Genomic DNA, 17,546 nt, shown 5'->3' with positions numbered 1-17,546 from the left:
GAATTATCGCAGTTAATCGATCGGAAAACGAGAAATTTAAGATATGACTGATAGAACTGCATTGCTTAAAAGGATTACTCAAACACCTGGTAAATGTGGCGGTCGCCCCTGTATTCGCGGCATGAGAATTAGCGTTAGCGACATTTTAGAAACTCTAGCAGATAATGTAACAGCTAGCGAGATTCTAGCTGATTTCCCCGATTTGGAACCAGAAGACATTCAAGCGTGTCTGCTTTTTGCATCTCTCAGCATAGATTTCCCCAGGATCGCAGTATGATTTTCTGGTTAAGTGCTCAATTCCCTCCAAGTTTGGCGAAATGGTTAACCCAAACATTCGGTGTTAACGCGGTTACATTGCAAGAGCTGGGGCTGCAGGATGCTCAGGATATTGAGATATTTAATGCGGCTCGTACCAACGGCTTAGGTACAGTTATCATAACTAAGGATCGAGATTTTGTGGATTTATTAATTCGCCTTGGTAGTCCACCACAAATTCTTTGGCTAACCTGCGGTAACATTACGAATAGAGATTTGCAGCGCATTTTCACTGGTGCTTTTCCTGATGCAGTCGATCTACTTAAAAATGGCGAAAATATTGTGGAAATCTGCCGGGTTAAATAAATTATTTTCGATGATTTAATTGCTCAATAGCGATCGCGCTCAATTTCCCTACAAATGTTTTATTAGTCATTAGTTAACAGTAAAAAACCAATGACCAATAACTAATGACTAATGACTGATTAATCTAAGAAGCCCATTAAAGTCGAGCTATCGTCAATTTCGTTTGAAGCAATGGGGCGGTCTCCTCCCATTGTGGAGTAAATTTCGTCAATGTGCAGAGTACCTACTCCAATTGGGCGAGCACCGGACATACTGAACATTTCGCTGACTTGAATGGCGCTGGAGCCGATCGGGCGTCTCCCCATTGTACCAACTACTTCCAAGTCGCTGGCTTCCACCGGGCGATTGCCTACAATCCCGTAGGTTTCGCTGATGTGCAGGGTGCTGGTGCCGATCGGGCGATTCCCCGAGATCGAGACTGTCTCGCTGATGGTAAAATCGTCAGGGCCGACGGGGCGGTTATCATGCATGAGTTGCGGGCGATAAAGTTGGATGCCCGCTGATTGACCTTCGCTGGTGGCTGGTAGGGCCTTGGTAGTGCCTTTGTTGCGGGCGCTCGCTTTGACTTTATCTTTGGGTGTGAGAGCCATAATTTTTTTCCTTGCTAATTGCTGGGGGTTGATTGCTGGGTTCGGACAACTGCTTTTCTGGGCTTTCTGCTTTCTATTGCGGCCGATGATTAAAATAGTATTACAAAGTCTAACTATTTTCTGAACGAAATTGCAGAATCCCTATATTTTTGTTAAGATTTATTGGTAATAGCTACATTTTCCTATGGTAACTGCGGCAGCATCTTTTCAATTGCAAGCGCCCTTCCAGCCCACAGGCGACCAACCGCTAGCGATCGAGCAACTCGTCAAAGGCATCCAAGCGGGCGATCGATTTCAAACCTTACTCGGCGCGACAGGTACCGGCAAAACCTTCTCCATTGCTTCGGTTATTGAAAAAATCGGCAGACCAACCTTAGTTCTAGCACACAACAAAACCTTGGCAGCTCAACTGTGCAACGAACTACGCAATTTTTTCCCCAACAATGCAGTCGAATACTTTGTCAGTTATTACGACTACTACCAACCTGAAGCATACATAGCCGTCACCGATACATTCATAGAAAAAACCGCAGCAATTAACGATGAAATCGATATGCTGCGACACTCCGCCACGCGATCGCTCTTTGAACGCCGCGACGTAATTGTCGTAGCATCAATTAGCTGCATCTACGGCTTGGGAATGCCCGCAGAATACCTGAAAGCCGCTATCCCTTTGCAAGTAGGAATGGAAGTCAACCAGCGGCAAGTTTTGCGAGATTTAGTCAACGTCCAATACAGTCGCAACGACATCGATTTAGGTAGAGGCAAATTTCGCGTCAAAGGCGATGTTGTTGAAATCGGCCCCGCCTACGAAGATAGAATTATTCGCGTAGAATTCTTCGGCGACGAAATCGATGCCATTCGCTACGTTGACCCCGTAACCGGTAAAATTATGGCAAGCACCACTGCTTTAAATATTTATCCAGCGCGACACTTTGTGACTGCTGATGATAAATTAGAAGCAGCTTGTCAAGGAATAGAACTCGAATTAGAAGACCGACTGGCAGAATTTGAAAAAGAAGGAAAACTCTTAGAAGCTCAGCGAATTGAACAGCGCACCCGCTACGATTTGGAAATGCTGCGCGAGGTAGGATACTGCAACGGAGTCGAGAATTATTCGCGGCATTTAGCAGGCAGAAATGCGGGGGAACCGCCAGAATGTTTGATTGATTATTTTCCTAAAGATTGGATGTTGGTGATAGATGAATCCCACGTTACAGTCCCGCAAATTCGGGGTATGTACAACGGCGATCAAGCGCGGAAAAAAGTGTTGATCGAACACGGTTTTAGGTTGCCCAGCGCGGCCGATAACCGCCCTTTAAAAGCTGAGGAATTCTGGGCAAAAGAGAATCAGTGCATTTTTGTTTCTGCTACGCCTGGTGATTGGGAAATGGAAAAATCCGAAGGCAGAGTTGCGGAGCAAGTTATTCGCCCTACGGGAGTAATCGATCCGACTATTTTTGTGCGCCCGACGGAAGGACAAATTGATGATTTGTTGGGGGAAATTAAGGAGAGAGTCAGTCGGGACGAGCGAGTTTTGGTGACGACTTTAACGAAGCGGATGGCGGAGGATTTAACCGAATATTTGCAGGAAAGGGCGATTAGAGTTCGGTATTTGCACTCGGAAATCCAGTCGATTCAACGCATCGAAATTATCCAAGATTTGCAGGATGGTAAGTTTGATGTGTTGATTGGTGTGAACTTGCTGCGGGAAGGTTTGGATTTGCCGGAAGTGTCGCTGGTGGTGATTTTGGATGCGGATAAGGAGGGGTTTTTGCGATCGGGACGTTCGTTGATTCAAACGATCGGGCGGGCGGCGCGGCACGTGCAAGGACAGGCTATTTTGTATGCGGATAATTTGACTGACAGCATGGTTAAGGCGATCGACGAAACGGATCGCCGCCGGGGAATTCAGCTAGCGTACAATAAGATGCACGGGATTACGCCGCAGCCGATCGCCAAAAAGCGATCGACTAACGCGATTTTGGCGTTTCTGGATGTGTCGCGCAAGCTGAATTCCCAGCAGTTGGAGGAGGTTTACGAACAGGTTGATGAGTTATCTTTGGATGAGATTCCTCAGTTAATCGGGCGGTTGGAGGCGCAGATGAAGGCGGCGGCGAAGAAGTTGGAGTTTGAGGAGGCTGGTAAGTTGCGCGATCGGATTAAGCATTTGCGGGATAAGCTATTGGGACATTAAGGAAGAGTGGGAGGATATGATGTTCGATCGCATTACCTTCGATCCCAAAATTATGGGAGGAAGAGCTTGCATTCGAGGAATGCGAATTACTGTTTCTTTGGTAGTGAGTTTAGTAGCAAATGGGATGAGTGTAGAGGAAATTTTGGCAGCTTATCCTTATTTGGAAACGGAGGATATTAAAGCTAGTCTCCAGTATCAACTCTCAACATCAATGCTATGAATGCACCCACTCGTTTAGAGTTTCCCATTGCTAAGGCGCAATATCTCTTCAGCAGTGCCACGGAAGCAGGAGTAGGCGGAGATAAGCAGAAATTCTGGCGGGAGGTGATGCGGTTTGAGTCACCGGAGGCGATTCGAGACGCAATTATAGCCCAAATCTCGCTAGAATTGTTACAGCCAGTCGGACAGAATGACTATGGAGAACGCTACCAAGCTATTATTTTAGTTACAGGACCTTCAGGGGTATCTTGGCAAATACGTACAGGCTGGATTGTTCTGTTTGGTGAAGATATTGCTAGATTTGTTACCGCAGTTCCTCAACGTTTTGGTAGACAGCAATGAGCAAATTTCAGTTATTCGATGCAGTGAGTTTAACCGAAGAAATCGCTCTCGCAGATGGCGGAGTTGCACCGCCAGAAACAGCCGGGGCGATTGTTGAGGTATTCAAAAACGGTGAAGCCTATTTAGTCGAGTTATTTGGCGGATGGGTGAAAGCAGAAGTTGGTGGAGATTTTGTTGTCGCAACTCAGGATGAGCCACAATCATTTATGGAAACGATAGGTGTTGAAACAGTTTATCCGCATCAGTTGCAATTAGTAAAATCTGCCGACGAAATGATGGGGATTCGAGAGCATTTACTGTCGGTTTTAAATAATTTACCTGACGAGTTAGTGGCTGAAGTATGCGATTTTGCGGAGTTTTTGCGGGAAAAACAGCAAAAAGTGCGATCGTATTAAGCATTTAGGTGAAGTGCGATCGCCTTTTACCATTTTCCTATTTTTTGGATGAAAAGGGCGATCGTACTTTCTATGAGATTCCTAGTCTATATGCTGCATATTCGCGATCGAATAACTCTTTGTCCGAAGGCTAATAGTCAGAGGGATAGTCTAGCTGTTGTCGAAGTCCGAGGTTTTCCGCTTTTAAGTTTCCGTTATCATTGTGCAGGTCATACTCTAGGTAAGATTGCCTTTCCTCAAGATTCGTACACTTTTGCTCAAGGTGTTGCATCCGAGTCAGAAGGATTTCGATGTTCTCAAGCAGACTGCGGATAGAAGTGGTCAGATCAGAGGCCCGCGGAGTCCGGGGGTGGTTGTTTTGGGGATTACTATCTGCTATCATGAATTGGATATCTCAAAAACTACAAGAATCTATAGAACGGCTTAATACACGTCAGTGCAGCCGCTTCAAGATTCAGAATTACAACAGAGCGTCCCTATTACTTGCCGGTGTTAGGGACGTTCTTTATTATTAGCACATTTGCCAGCTAGTCGTCAAGGCTTTGTATGATTTTTTGTGTCAACAATAGCTCCTATTAATGATTTGACATAAAATTATTGTGTAATAAGAGCTTTTCCACAATAATGGTAAAAATTTAGTGGTTATTAGGCTACCTTTAGGCTACCTTATGGACAGCAGATAAACTTCAAACCCTATCAGGGATTGAAACTTGACGTAACGTAACAAGTTTGAAAGTGCTTAACCTTGTTACAAATTATATAAACCCCTGTTAGGGATTGAAACACCATGATGTTTTCTTTAAATTGTACAAATATATTTACGCTCCCCCAACTTTTATTAATCCCTAATAGGGATTGAAACTAACTGGTGAGGCATTACATCACATTCAGATGACGGAATATAAACTATAGTAAAGTTAGTCTTATTTACGATCGTCCCTCAACCCCTCTGACTTTTCATCCTCTCCACCAGTGGAAGTTTCCCGATCTGGAAATAAATCACGATCGCCCCTCAATCCCTCTGACTTTCTATGTTGTCCACCTCAAAAATTTCCACAACGCCAGCCAATTTTATGTATGTATCATTCCCAGCTCTGGGAATCGTCATTCCTCAACCCCTCTGAAATTCCATGTTGTCCATAGGATTCCCTATCTTGACTAACAAGATTTTGGCGATCGCCCAAAACATCCCTCTTTTGTCCGCGTGCATCCGCGTGCATCTGCGGTTTAAATATTCATTGACAACAAACAAAAAGACCGATCGCCCAAAACACCATCCAAACCAACTACTTACTCAACACCACAGCATCCGTACTGCTAGCAAAAGCCGGACGAATAAATTCCTCCTTCTCTTCCAGCGTGATGTAACCCTTATCTACAGCTAGCTGCATCACTTCAGCCAGAAAACCTCTGAGCACATCTAATACTTGAGTGCGATCGAATTCAAAAACCTTTTCCCAACCAGAAGTTGCAAACTTCCTCAACTAAAACTTACGCAGGGGAACTCAGAAACCGGGTTTTTTGCGATCAAACTTCGTTACAGCCCGCAGATTCACTAAAAAACCCGGTTTCTTGGGCGGAGTGCGTAAGTTCTGTCTATGTAATTTTCGCATATTAAAGTGGTAAGTTGGGTTTTGTTACCTCAACCCAACCTACTAATAAACTTACGGTGTCGGATTCGGATACTTAGCGTGCACCGCATCGATTTCCGAAACAATCTCCTTATCCAAATTCACCTCCAAACTGCCGAGATTTTCCTCCAACTGTTCGAGACTTGTTGCACCGATAATAGTGCTAGTTACAAACCAGCGCGAGCGCACATACGCCAAAGCCATCTGCGCCGGAGTCAAACCGTGTTTGCGCGCAATCTCAATATACGCTTTCACCGCATCGTTCAGATTAGTTTTATCGTAACGCTGACCGAATCCAGCAAACAAAGCCAGCCGCGAATTTTCCGGGATTCCATTCAAGTATTTACCCGTTAAAATTCCAAAAGCCAAAGGACTGTAAGCCATCAATCCCACATTTTTAAAACGGCAAGTTTCTGCCAAATTCATGTGAAAAGTCCGATTGCTCAAACTAAAAGCATTCTGAATCGAAACAACTTTCGGCAAACCGTGTTTTTCGGCCAATTCGCAAAACTCGCAAACTCCCCAAGGCGTTTCGTTACTTAAACCCAAATAGCGGATTTTACCAGCTTTAATCAAGTCAGCAAACACCTCCAACTGTTCCAAAATTGGTACAGTTTCGTGTTCTTGAGTAATATCGTAATCCGGCGCGCCAAATAGCGGCACGTAGCGATCGGGCCAGTGGATCTGATAGAGGTCGATGTAGTCAGTTTGCAAGCGCTTCAGGCTATCGTTCAGGGCTTTTTCGACATTTGGGCGATCGATCTGATTTTTCCCTTCCCGAATCCACTTTAATCGAGAGCTTCTCCCCGCCACTTTCGTCGCTATAATGACTTTATCCCGCTGCTGTTTCGTCAACCATTGCCCGATATATTCCTCAGTTTTTCCCTGAGTTTCCGGTTTTCCCGGCACCGGATACATTTCGGCCGTATCGATAAAGTTGATTCCTTTGGAAATTGCCAAATCGAGCTGTTGCGCTGCTTCAGTAACGGTGTTCTGCTGGCCGTAAGTCATCGTACCCAAACAAATTTCAGATACTGATAAATCGCTGTTGCCTAGTTTTTTGTATTCCATGATTTCGATTTGCTGCACAATTATCTCATTCTATATTACCGAAAAACCTTGATTTAATTGACAACTCCCGAAAAGTGCGATCGGCTTTCTCCTCTCTTCCTCTTTTCCTCTGCGTTCTCTGCGCCCTCTGCGGTTAAAAATCTTAAAAAAATATCCGCACTTAAATGTTAATATAAATAATTACTATCCCTGTGGTGTATGAGTAGTCGCCCGCCCAAAGTTCCGTTTGTCAATCTCTCGCTGCAACACCAACCAATTCAATCCCAAATAGCAGCAGTAATTGGAAAAATAATCCAGGAAGGAGACTTTATTTTAGGTCAAGCACTGGCAGAATTTGAAACAGCATTTGCAGCAGCTTCTGGAGTACAATACGGCGTAGGAGTGGCTTGTGGAACAGATGCGATCGCCCTGGGACTCCAAGCTTGCGGCATTAATCCGGGCGACGAAATTATCGTACCCGCCAACACATTTATCGCTACCGTAATCGCCGTCATTCAAGCCAAAGCAATACCTATCCTGGTAGATTGTGACCCGGAAACCGCCCTGATTGACCTCACAGCAGCCGAAACAGCAATTACCTCGAAAACTAAAGCAATTATTCCCGTACATCTCTACGGTCAAATGGTATCGCCCAGTCAGCTTTTAGATTTTGCTAACCGCCACAACTTAATAATTTTTGAAGATGCCGCCCAAGCGCACTTAGCCGAAAGAGAAGGATACCGCGCGGGTTCAGTTGGGAAAGCAGCAGCCTTCAGCTTTTATCCCAGCAAAAACCTCGGCTGTTTTGGCGACGGCGGGATGTTAATAACTAACGATGCAGAGCTCGCAAAAACCATGCGTACTTTCCGCAATTACGGAGCTCTTAGCAAATATTTACATACAGAAATTGGCACCAACAGCCGCCTCGACAATTTGCAAGCGGCCATACTCAACATTAAATTACCTTACTTAGAAAAATGGAATCGCGATCGCAACTTAGCCGCCCAACATTACAATACTTTATTAGAGCCGCTGAAACACAAAGGCATTGTACCGATCGCCAATCACAGCAGTTTAGGTCACATTTATCACATCTATGCGATCCACATTACTGAGAAAAGCCCGATCGACCGCCATACCCTCCAGCAAAAACTCGCCCAAGAAGGGATTGAAACAGGCATCCACTATCCCGTACCCTGCCACCTGCAACCAGCCTACCAACACTTAGGCAATCCGGGCGACTTCCCCCACGCAGAAACCCTGTGCCAACAGATTTTATCATTGCCAATGTATCCCGGATTGAGCAATACTCAGATCGAACAGGTTGTACAGGCGATCGGGCGATCGTTGAATTGCTAATTGTTAATATCAAGTTATGCTAAAAGTGTTTACAGCAGTAGAGTGCAGTTATCCAAGCATTCAAGATCAAAATCAACTCACATCCGGTACCAACCAATATCAAAAATCCGTACCTTTTTGAGAAAAGCTATATTAGTGTCCGATGTCAAGAATTAACAAATATTTAACTCACACTTGCCAACCGCTTTCCCATTACCAACCCAGCGCGGCAATATCAAAACCTCTCAAATTATGCACATCCAGCGCAGAATTCAGATTATTTTCAAGCGATACCTTTTGGGCGAAGAAATCGCGCTCCTCCTAGTGCTGCTGTACGCCCCCCTGTTAGTACACTGGTACGACGGTTGGTTCAACAAAAACATCAACATCGAACACGAATATTTCAGCCACGGAATAATTGGTTTGCCCTACGCAGCTTATATTGCTTGGACGAACCGAAAATGCTGGCTGCGCTTGCCCAACACCCCGCATCCTTTAGGAAGCTTTTTGCTGGTACTAGCGACACTTTTTTATCTGAGTCGCTTAAGCGATTTAGTGAATTTATCACTCCCATTAATGCTGGCCGCGATTTGCCTGTGCTTAAAAGGAATCCCCGGCTTAAAATTGCAGGGAATGCCACTTTTATTCGTATTTCTGGCATCACCAAACCACATTCCTTACCTCATAGAACCCTACGCATTGCCGCTACAACACTTCATTGCTGAGGCATCAGGTTTAATCTTAATTAAAGTAGGTCTCAACGTCAGAGTAGAAGAAATTTATCTCTACGTCAACAATCGCATTGTAGAAGTTGCGCCCCACTGTGCCGGCTTAAAAATGCTGTTTACCAGTCTTTACGTCAGCTTAATTCTGCTAGATTGGACGGGAGTTTGGAGTTCCTACAAAAAAAGCCTTTTGTTTTTATTAGCTACATCTATCATTAGCATCACTTCCAACATTCTCCGCAACACATTGCTAACTTACTTTCACGGAACCGAGAGAGAGACGCTTTTTAATTGGCTGCACGCCGGATGGGGCGGAGACTTGTACTCTGCTTGTATACTAGGTTTATTGGTACTTCTCCTCAACGGCATGGAAAAGTATTCCCCAAACCAGTATGGCAATTGATGAAACAAATAATTTCAGCACAGAAACTACTGCAGCGTTACCAATTATCAAAAATTGTGGTACTGGTATTTTTGTTGGTACTGGTTGGGGCGGTAGCAATTCCCGGCTACGCGACGGGAAATTGGCCTTGGACAAACCAACCAATTCTTGCAAACCTCAAGCAATTAAAAAGTTTGCGCCAAAACGGGATGACACTTCCCGGCTGGAAAGAGACCCGCCTCCAGAATAACGTCGTAATTGGCGGTCACAGGTGGTTAGTTCAAGAAATTAAAAATCATCAAACAATAGCTATTTTATTGCTGTTGCCTCAAAACGACCCCAAAAACCAGCCCCAAGTAGAATGGCTAGATATCGATGGATTTCACCGATGGCAAACAGACTCTCATCGCACTTTGAGGTTTAAAGTTAAATTAGCGACAACACCCGACAAGCCGCCATCTACCATCGAGGCCCGGTTTTTCCGAAGTTGGACTCCCCAACAAACTTTTGCGGTCGTGCAGTGGTACGCTTGGCCTAACGGAGGTTCTCCAGCAACCAGCCGCTGGTTTTGGGAAGACAGTATGGCGAGACTGTCGAACCGCCGCGCCTCTTGGGTTGCTGTCAGTATCATCCTTCCCATTGAAGCGCAAAGCGAGATTAAGATAGTTGAACCGCTGCTGGAATCTCTGAGTCAAACTGTTCAAGCTCAATTAATGGCAGAAACTTTCTGAGTTTAATCAAGAGTCCGATTGAAATCGCTTATATACAAACAAATACCGCCTCTGCGGGCTAGAAGAATCAAGAAATTTCAATTGATTTGGTATCAAGAAAAAAGATTTTTAGTTGAGATTTGCCCAACCCAAATGAAATTTAAAAAACAACTAATTATATCATCTCCGATCGCTTACCATAACAAAAACATTAGGATCGCGCGTGCGTCAGTCAGTGTCGGCTCCCGGATTGCGGACTAAACCGCACTACGAACTAATTTTAGATCGATCGACCGGACAGGATATTATTCCAAATAATTACGAGATTTTATCTGCCAATAAAAATGCGGGAAAAATTTACAATTAAAAATCGCGTTGCTTTTTCCTTGGCTGGTCTGCACTCAACAGCTTGGACTCTATCTTTTGCTGCTGTATTCTGGGGCTTTAACGGCAAAATTTTTCCCGAAACAGCTTTAGCTCAATCCGTTGTTCCTAGTGCAGAACAGTTGGTGCCGCCGCCACCGCTGCGCGTACCGCCGCCGCCAGCCAACTTCAACCGGCAAATTAACCCAGCTTTTCGGAATCGGCCTTACCGCCTGGGCCCTGGAGACCAGATTTCGGTTCAAGTTCAGCGCTTCCCAGAGCTGAATTTTACAGGTGCTATCAGCCCTGAAGGGATAATTGTACTGCCGCTGATTGGATCAGTAAATTTGCGCGGTCTGACTGTCGAAGAATCACAGCAGCGACTCCGCGAGCGCTTTTCCCAATTTATCAAAAATCCTCAAGTATCGAGTGCTTTGCTGGTTCAGCGCCCGGTAGTGGTGACGGTGACGGGGGAAGTGGCGAGACCTGGTTTTTATCCCCTGCAAACCCCGCAGCTTCCGGCGGCTTTGGCGGCTGCTGCTGGGACTAATCCTACGGCCGAACTGCGGGCGGTGCGGGTGCGGCGGACTCTGCCGGGTGGGGAAGTGGCGGAGCAAGTTGTGGATATTTTGACACCGCTGCAAACTGGTATTGCTCCGCCGGATTTGCGTTTGGAAGATGGAGATGCCATCGTCGTACCGTATAAACAGATTACAGCCGATCGCAAGTCCGATCGAGATTTAGTATCCAGGTACAGCCTAGCCGCTGCCGCCCTTCCCGTCCAAATCACCGTCACCGGAGAAGTCAGCAAACCAGGTTTTTACACGCTTCCGGCTGGTTCCGGTCGAATTTCCGCTGCTTTGGTGATTGCGGGGGGAGTCACGGGAAAAGCCGATTTGCGGGAGGTGCGAGTGCGGCGGACGCTAGCAGACGGCTCCTCGGTGGATGAACCCATCGACCTCTACACTCCCCTAGCAAACGCTCAGGATTTGTTCGATTTTCCTTTAGCATCGGGAGACGTGATTGTCATCCCGGAATTAGACGCGAGTACCAAAAACCTAGATTACGACAAAGCTCTGGTGGCGCGGTCTACCTTGATTAAGCCCAGGATCTACGTTCGAGTTTTGAGTTACGCTAGTGGTAGTTTGACTTCGTTCTACCTAGAAAATGGCAGCAAGTTTTTGGATGCTATCAACAACTTACCTGTAAATCTAGCTGACTTGCGGAAAATGGCTTTGATTAGGTTCGACCAAAAACAAGGTAGAGCTATCAACCGCAAGATAGATGCTAAAGCTGCTTTGGAGGGCAATGTTTCTGAGAACCCGATGCTCGAAGATAATGATGTGATCGTGATCGGTAGGAATCTGGTAGAGCGCGTTGGTTATGTAATCAATACTTTTACTAGACCGTTCCGCGATATTTTGGGTTTTATTCTGTTTTTCGATCAGTTAAGAAATGGGGTAACAAATCTATTCGGCCCGTCGCCTAATAATAGGTAGTCATTGGGCATTGGGCATTGATTGGGCAAACAGGGCCGAAGGGCTCTAGCGTTGCGGAGGGATTGGGCGAGCGCGAAGCGGAGGGATTGGGCATTGATTGGGCCTTGATTGGGCATTGGGCATACCTCACTTTGGTGAGAACCGCTATATTAGTGATGGTTATTAGTTATTAGTTATGATTTACTCAAAATAAACAGTTAACAGTTAACAGTTAACAGTTAACAGTTAACAGTCAGCAGTCAACAGTCAACAATCAGCAGTTAGGATCGACAACTTAATAACTGAAACATCTCCTACAGTCCTCTCTCCTGTAAGTTGCCTTCCTCAAAGGAGGCTCTTCCTCGCCTATCTGCATTACCAGTCAGAGCGACAGTAACGAACAATCGCTTAAGTTATTAAATTTTAATTCCTAACAGTCAACAGTCAGCAGTTAACAATTCCCCAGTTAACAGTCAACAGTTAACAGTCAACAGTTAACAGTTAACAGTCAACAGTCAACAATTCCCCAGTCAACAATTCCCCAGTCAACAGTCAACAGTCAACAGTCAACAGTCAACAGTCAACAATCATTATGACTTTATCAGTTGTAAAACGTTATTTAATTGCTTTCGACCAATACAAGTGGGTGGGACTGGCTACTCTGGCGACGACTGTGGGCGTGTCGGGAGTAGTGGCTTTGCAGCCAACTCCCGCGCCGGTTTACGTTGCTTCCGGTACGCTGGCATACCGCAGGCCGAGCGTCATTTTTTCATCGACTACTACTAAAATTCAACAGGAAGGACAAGAAATAACTAAAGATATGCTGCTGGATCAAGAAAATGTGATTAAACCAGCAGCAGAAAAACTCATCAAAGCCCAAAAAAAACCAAACACAAAAGTAGCAGCAATAGTCAATCCAAAAGAAACGGAAAAAAAAGTACAAGTTTTGACTAAAAAGCTGGCAGACAAGGTGCAGATCAAGATGCCGAGTAAGAATAATGACCCCAGCGCTTTGATTCAAGTATTGTACAAAAATGCCGATCGCACAACAGCAGAAGAGGTACTGGAGGTGCTGATGAACGCAATGGTGGAGCGCAGCCAAGATATTAATACTTCTAGATTGCGAGAAACGATCGCCCAAATTCAAGAACGCTTGCCGAAAGTAACTCAGGAACTCAGAGAGACGGAAGCAAAACTAGAAGCCTACGAAAAACGAGAAGGGACTTCAATTTTAGCAGCTCTCAACGGTACGCTGCCGCAAGCGATTACCGGCAGCCAACAGCTGCAGCGGCAACTCCGCGTGCAGTTGGGAGGAATTGAAGCTCAAATTAATAGCTTGCAGGATCGCTTGGGATTGAATGTGGAGCAAGCTTACGTCGCCCAAGCACTTTCTGCAGATCCAATTATTGCACAACTGCGAGTGCAACTATTCTCGATCGAATCTCAGCTCAAAATTCTCCGTAGCGACTTGCAGGAAGAACACCCGAAAATTGTAGAATTGCTCAAACAAAAACAAGCTTTTGACGAGCAGTTGCAGCAGCGACAATCTGAGGTGCTCGGCGGTAACGGGGTGGCGGCACCGCTCAGAAGTACCGATCGCATTCGGATAGACTCTTCTTTAGATCCCGCCAGACAACAGTTAGCTCAAAATTTGATTACTTTGCAAACCCAGCGGGAAATGGTGCAACAGCAAATCAAAGGAGTCGAAAAAACTGAACAACTATTGCGCTTAGAGCACGCCACAATTCCCAACAAGCAGTTAGAACAAGCGCGGCTGATCCAGCAAGTGGGGTTCAAAAAAGCTCTCTATGACAAGATGCAGTCAGCTTTGGTAGACGCACAAGCCGCAGTAGCGGAGACAACGGGGAGTTTGAGAATCGCCCAACTTCCCAAAACTGATGATGTTGATTCAAACAAGAGAGGTTTGCTGGTGATGTTGGCGGTGGGGGGATTTGTAGGATTGCTGTTGGGCGGTGGGTTGATATTTTTGTTGGGGATGCTCAACGGCAAGTTTTACAGTTGGGAAGAAGTGCGGGCGGCTTTGGTGGAAAAAGAGGTGCCGATACTGGCAGTTTTGCCTGAAGCGATCGTGTTTGATTCCTACGAGGATGATATGCCTCTGGCTTTGGAGCCCAATTCCCCCTATTTGGAGTTTTACGAGCGGTTGCGGACTAATTTGCGTCGAATTGGCGAAAGTCCGGTGAAGGTGGTGTTGTTGACTTCGGCGGCTCCTTTGGAGGGGAAGAGTTTTAGTGCTTACAATTTGGCAATTGCCTCGGCTCGATCGGGCAAACGGACTTTATTAATTGAAGCAGATTTGCGATCGGCTTCCAACGTAGAATCTTTGAGAATCGCTACAGATCCTCTAGCGGCGGTGGAACCTTTGCACTATTACGGCAATATGAGCGAGTGCGTCCATTTGGTTCCAGATGTGGAAAACCTGTATGTTGTGCCGAGTCCGGGCTGTTTGCGGCAGGCTTCGGCGGTACTCGAATCGAGTGAAATGCGGAGATTGTTCGAGGATGTTCGCAATCGCTTTGATTTTGTGGTTGTGGATTCTCCGGCGTTGAGCGAGTGCAATGATGCGTTGACGCTGGAACCGTACACGGACGGTATAATTTTGGTGGCGCGGGCTGGTTATACTCTGGCTAGTATGTTGTCTGAAGCTGCGGATCAGTTGCTGGAATTTGACGACGAGGATTCGCATAAATCCGGGCCGCGGCTGTTGGGGGCGATTATCAACGGTGCTGATATTCGGGTGAAGAAGTTCCGCAATGATAACGATATTGATGAGTTGGAGTGGCCTTTGAGTGATGCGGGCGATCGAGCTATTGAAGTGCGATCGAGGCAATTACCGCACCAGTCTAAGCCAAAAAACAAAGCTATTCATAATAAATTTAACTGATTTACGGGGCTTGATTGGACGAGCAATTACATTCATTCATCAACTATTTTCAAATAGTCTGCGTTCAGCAACGTTCATCAGCGGTTTTCCTGTAAATCAAAAATTCATACAAGAGTTGTTTAGTCTCAACTCCAAATATCATTATCAAGCGAGGATGAGGCAGCATTTAAATCTGTCTGCCTCTCCCACTTGACATTGGTGACAACTTTAGAAGTTATCACCAATGATTAAAACCCACTAACGCAAATCGCTCGTCAAAAAACGCACTGAGCAAATTGGTTAAAGGCGACCAAACTAGCATCTAAGCCAGCAATAGATTCGAGGCATTGCTGCCCATAATCGGCTCTTTGGGTAAATTCAACCAATTATCTGTGGTACCGAAATTGCCGATCGAGTTATTGGAATTAATCCCGACGTTAGAGGAAGTTCCTGGGCCTGCGATCGCCATTCCACCCAAAGAGTTGGTGAAATTGACCATCCAATCCGCGTTCTGCATATCGGTACTGCTCTGCAATGGCATCCCATTTTGCCCGACATTGCTAACTTGGTTGTTCGCATTAGCCTCCGCAAAGTTAGTAATTAGATCATCATCGGCGGGGACAATCCTCGATGCAGTTATTAAGCCAGTGGGAGCGGGAGCCGGAGCGGGAACGAGAGGGGAAGGGGGAACAGGTGCAGGGTCATTGTCTATGATGCTCAAAACGGTGCTGCTTTGGCTTCCAATTGTGGCGCCTATAGGGCTAACCAAAGTTAAACCGAGAGTTTCGTCACCCTCAAATAAAGTGTCATCGATAATGGGAATGGTGATGGTTTTGGGTACTAAATCCCCATTGCCAAAATTAACAGCGATCAAACCATTAGTGTAATCAGGGCCGGCTGTAGCAGTACCATCGGACAAGCTCACCGTCGCTGAGACTGCACCGACAGCACTACCAGTACGAGTGACTGTCACTGCTGAAACAGGCGTTCCATTTTCGTTGACACTGAAGAACGGGGCGCTGAATTGCAGGGTGCTGTCATTGTCTACGATCGTCGTAACGGCTGTACCTTGGGTTCCAATCGTGGCATTGCCGGTCGGGTTAACCAAACTTAAATTGATAGTTTCGTTACCCTCCACCAAAGTGTCATCGATAATGGGAATATTGACTATCTTGGGTGCAGAATCTCCAGCAGCAAAATTGACAAGGATCGGACTACTGGTGTAGTCAGCAGGGGCTTGAGCACTTCCATTACTGAGGTTCACGGTAGCTGAAACTGCACCGGTACTACTTCCAGTGCGAGTGACTGTCACGGCTGCAACGGCCGTTCCATTTTCTCTGATCCTGAAGGTAGGAGCACTAAATTGCAGGGTGCTGTCATTGTCTATGATGTCCAAAGTGGCGCTACTTTGGGTTCCAATCGAGGCATTGCCTGTCGGGCTGCCCAAACTTAAATTGACAGTTTCGTTACTCTCCAACAAAGTATCGTTGACGATCGGAATATTGACCGTCTTGGGTGCAGAATCGCCAGGGGCAAAATTAACAACGATCGCATTAGCATTGTAGTCAGCAGGGGCAGTAGCAGTACCATCGGTTAAGCTGACGGTGGCTGAGACTGTACCAGAGGTTACACCAGTGCGAGTGACTGTCACGGCTGCAACGGGCGTTCCATCTTCGTTGACACTAAAGGTAGGGGAACTAAATTGCAGGGTGCTGTCATTGTCTACGATGGTCGTAACGGCGGTACCTTGGGTTCCAATCGCGGCATTACCTGTCGGGTTAATCAAACTTAAATTGACAGTTTCGTTACCCTCGAACAAAGTATCGTTGACGATCGGAATATCGATCGTTTTGGGTGTAGAATCGCCAGCGGCAAAATTGACAACGATCGGACTATTGGCGTAGTCAGCAGGGGCAACAGCAGTACCATCGGCCAAGCTCACCGTCGCTGAGACAGCAGCCGCACTACTGCCAGTACGAGTGACTGTTACGGCTGAAACGGCGGTTCCATCTTCTCTGATTCTGAAGGTGGGGGCGCTAAATTGCAGGGTGCTGGTCGGGACAGCAGCGTCATTGTCTACGATGTTCAAAGTGGCGGTACTTTGCGTTCCAAGCGTGGCACCTGTCGGATTGGCCAAGCTTAAGTTGACGGTTTCGTTACCTTCCACCAAAGCGTCATCGACAATAGGAACGACGATCGTCTTGGGTGTAGAATCCCCAGCGGCAAAATTGACAGGGATGGCAGTATTGGCGTAATCAGCAGGGGCTGTAGCAGTACCATTGGTGAGGTTCACGGTAGCTGAGGCGGCAGCGGTGCTGCTACCTGTGCGAGTGACTGTCACGGCTGCAACGGGCGTTCCATCTTCGTTGACGCTGAATGTGGGGGCGCTAAATTGCAGGGTGCCGACAGGGACAGCAGCGTCATTGTCTACGATGTTCAAAGTGGCGGTACTTTGCGTTCCCAAGCTGACACGGCTGGTGCCGGTGGGATTGGTCAAGCTTAAGTTGACGGTTTCGTTACCTTCCACCAAAGCGTCATCGACAATAGGAACGACGATCGTCTTGGGTGTAGAATCCCCAGCGGCAAAATTGACAGGGATGGCAGTATTGGCGTAATCAGCA

At 46.3% G+C, this 17,546-nt stretch carries 15 protein-coding genes; 11 read left to right on the top strand and 4 right to left on the bottom strand.

The features are described 5' to 3' along the window. Nucleotides 1-43: 43 nt before the first annotated feature. Entirely contained in the window at nucleotides 44-277 is a 234-nt protein-coding gene (locus AACV78_RS27420) for a DUF433 domain-containing protein (protein ID WP_194009681.1), read from the top strand. Next, nucleotides 274-621 (top strand): DUF5615 family PIN-like protein, encoded by a 348-nt coding sequence (locus tag AACV78_RS27415; protein ID WP_194009682.1) that lies wholly within the window; start codon nucleotides 274-276, stop codon nucleotides 619-621. The genes AACV78_RS27420 and AACV78_RS27415 overlap by 4 nt, the downstream gene beginning before the upstream one ends. A gap of 119 nt (nucleotides 622-740) precedes the next feature. Here the strand turns inward: AACV78_RS27415 and AACV78_RS27410 are convergent, their stop codons facing one another. Further along, nucleotides 741-1,211, bottom strand: coding sequence for a hypothetical protein (locus AACV78_RS27410; protein ID WP_194009683.1), 471 nt, complete (start codon nucleotides 1,209-1,211; stop codon nucleotides 741-743). A gap of 184 nt (nucleotides 1,212-1,395) precedes the next feature. Here AACV78_RS27410 and uvrB point away from each other — a divergent pair, with 184 nt between their 5' ends. From uvrB to AACV78_RS27390, 4 genes are read left to right on the top strand one after another with little or no spacing between them, the layout of a single operon-like run. After that, nucleotides 1,396-3,408, top strand: coding sequence for an excinuclease ABC subunit UvrB (uvrB, locus tag AACV78_RS27405; protein ID WP_194009684.1), 2,013 nt, complete (start codon nucleotides 1,396-1,398; stop codon nucleotides 3,406-3,408). 16 nt (nucleotides 3,409-3,424) lie between these two features. Further along, nucleotides 3,425-3,628, top strand: a complete 204-nt coding sequence (locus tag AACV78_RS27400; protein ID WP_339383807.1) for a DUF433 domain-containing protein — start codon at nucleotides 3,425-3,427, stop codon at nucleotides 3,626-3,628. Beyond that, a complete protein-coding gene (locus AACV78_RS27395) occupies nucleotides 3,625-3,969 on the top strand; it encodes a DUF6883 domain-containing protein (protein WP_194009685.1) in 345 nt (114 codons plus the stop codon). The genes AACV78_RS27400 and AACV78_RS27395 overlap by 4 nt, the downstream gene beginning before the upstream one ends. Next, the gene (locus tag AACV78_RS27390; protein ID WP_194009686.1) at nucleotides 3,966-4,364 is read left to right on the top strand and encodes a DUF2281 domain-containing protein; all 399 of its coding nucleotides are present in this window, start codon (nucleotides 3,966-3,968) and stop codon (nucleotides 4,362-4,364) included. The genes AACV78_RS27395 and AACV78_RS27390 overlap by 4 nt, the downstream gene beginning before the upstream one ends. 1,286 nt (nucleotides 4,365-5,650) lie before the next feature. Here the strand turns inward: AACV78_RS27390 and AACV78_RS27385 are convergent. Both AACV78_RS27385 and AACV78_RS27380 read right to left on the bottom strand, forming a co-directional pair. Continuing rightward, complete coding sequence (locus AACV78_RS27385; RefSeq protein WP_194009687.1) at nucleotides 5,651-5,848, bottom strand: hypothetical protein; 198 nt, start codon at nucleotides 5,846-5,848, stop codon at nucleotides 5,651-5,653. Nucleotides 5,849-6,028: 180 nt separating this feature from the next. Beyond that, on the bottom strand, nucleotides 6,029-7,084 hold the full coding sequence (locus tag AACV78_RS27380; protein ID WP_339383806.1) for an NADP(H)-dependent aldo-keto reductase: 1,056 nt from the start codon (nucleotides 7,082-7,084) through the stop codon (nucleotides 6,029-6,031). Between the two features lie 180 nt (nucleotides 7,085-7,264). Here AACV78_RS27380 and AACV78_RS27375 point away from each other — a divergent pair, with 180 nt between their 5' ends. The 5 genes from AACV78_RS27375 (at nucleotide 7,265) to AACV78_RS27355 (ending at nucleotide 14,946) form a co-directional block, all read left to right on the top strand. After that, the gene (locus tag AACV78_RS27375; protein ID WP_194009688.1) at nucleotides 7,265-8,404 is read left to right on the top strand and encodes a DegT/DnrJ/EryC1/StrS family aminotransferase; all 1,140 of its coding nucleotides are present in this window, start codon (nucleotides 7,265-7,267) and stop codon (nucleotides 8,402-8,404) included. Nucleotides 8,405-8,635: 231 nt separating this feature from the next. Continuing rightward, complete coding sequence (gene crtB, locus AACV78_RS27370) at nucleotides 8,636-9,511, top strand: cyanoexosortase B (RefSeq protein WP_194009702.1); 876 nt, start codon at nucleotides 8,636-8,638, stop codon at nucleotides 9,509-9,511. Next, a complete protein-coding gene (locus AACV78_RS27365; protein WP_194009689.1) occupies nucleotides 9,511-10,221 on the top strand; it encodes a cyanoexosortase B system-associated protein in 711 nt (236 codons plus the stop codon). The genes crtB and AACV78_RS27365 overlap by 1 nt, the downstream gene beginning before the upstream one ends. A 323-nt stretch (nucleotides 10,222-10,544) precedes the next feature. Beyond that, nucleotides 10,545-12,062: a polysaccharide biosynthesis/export family protein gene (locus AACV78_RS27360; protein WP_194009691.1), complete on the top strand. Its 1,518-nt coding sequence runs from the start codon at nucleotides 10,545-10,547 to the stop codon at nucleotides 12,060-12,062. A 571-nt stretch (nucleotides 12,063-12,633) separates the two neighbouring features. Further along, nucleotides 12,634-14,946, top strand: coding sequence for a GumC family protein (locus tag AACV78_RS27355; RefSeq protein WP_194009692.1), 2,313 nt, complete (start codon nucleotides 12,634-12,636; stop codon nucleotides 14,944-14,946). Between the two features lie 301 nt (nucleotides 14,947-15,247). Here AACV78_RS27355 and AACV78_RS27350 read toward each other — a convergent pair. Further along, nucleotides 15,248-17,546 (bottom strand): Calx-beta domain-containing protein (locus AACV78_RS27350; protein WP_304941066.1); only part of this gene is annotated, 2,299 nt, incomplete at its 5' end.

The organism is Tychonema sp. LEGE 07196 (genome assembly GCF_963890365.1).
Taxonomy (GTDB): Bacteria; Cyanobacteriota; Cyanobacteriia; order Cyanobacteriales; family Microcoleaceae; genus Microcoleus.
Note: the sequence above shows the minus strand (reverse complement) of the source record. Positions and strands in the feature narration are given on the sequence as shown.